This is a genomic window from Methanoculleus sp. DTU007 (assembly GCF_001512385.1).
GTDB classification, from domain to species: Archaea; Halobacteriota; Methanomicrobia; order Methanomicrobiales; family Methanoculleaceae; genus Methanoculleus; species Methanoculleus thermophilus.
Genome location: NZ_LFRO01000038.1, coordinates 468 through 1,049 on the forward strand (window position 1 = coordinate 468; position 582 = coordinate 1,049).

At 59.8% G+C, this 582-nt stretch carries 1 protein-coding gene; it reads right to left on the reverse strand.

Features of this window, described 5'->3' with window-relative positions; genetic code table 11:
* Positions 1 to 557 (reverse strand): hypothetical protein (locus tag ACI94_RS04185; RefSeq protein WP_286681134.1); only part of this gene is annotated, 557 nt, incomplete at its 3' end.
* Positions 558 to 582: the final 25 nt, after the last annotated feature.

Consider the following 582-nt stretch of genomic DNA (forward strand, 5'->3'; position numbering starts at 1 on the left):
GGGGTCACCACGACGTTTCCGGTGTTCTTGAAACCGACCTCAATCCCCAGCGGGACATCCACCTCGGTATCCCTCACCACAATGCTCGTGACCTCGCCGGAGATCTTCTCGACGTCGGTCACCGTGATCTCCAGGGCGGACTTCGCCTGGAGGATCATCCCCACCGAGCCGGGAATCTCCTCGCCGGGAACCGTCTCGACGACGATCGTTGCCGTATAGCGGCCGTTCGCAGCATCGTCGGGAACCGTCACCCGCATCAGGACAGGGATCTGGCCATTCTCCGGGACGTAGATCGTCTCAATCTCCTCATCGTTATCGATGGTAGAGAACCGGATCCAGTCCCCTGCAGAACCTTCGGTCCTGAGAACCACCTCAAAGCCCGTATCAGACGGGTTGAAGACGGTCAACGACCGTTCAAAGGACCCTCCACGCAGCCCGTTCTCTATCGTCAGGCTGGAAGGTCCGACGGCTATGCCTGCAGCACTCACGGGCTGGCAGACGATCACCGCCATCAGCACGATGACAGCGACCGTCGCCACCCTGCTTCTCAGATTCATCGCCTCTCCTTCTTCTCAGTTGTCT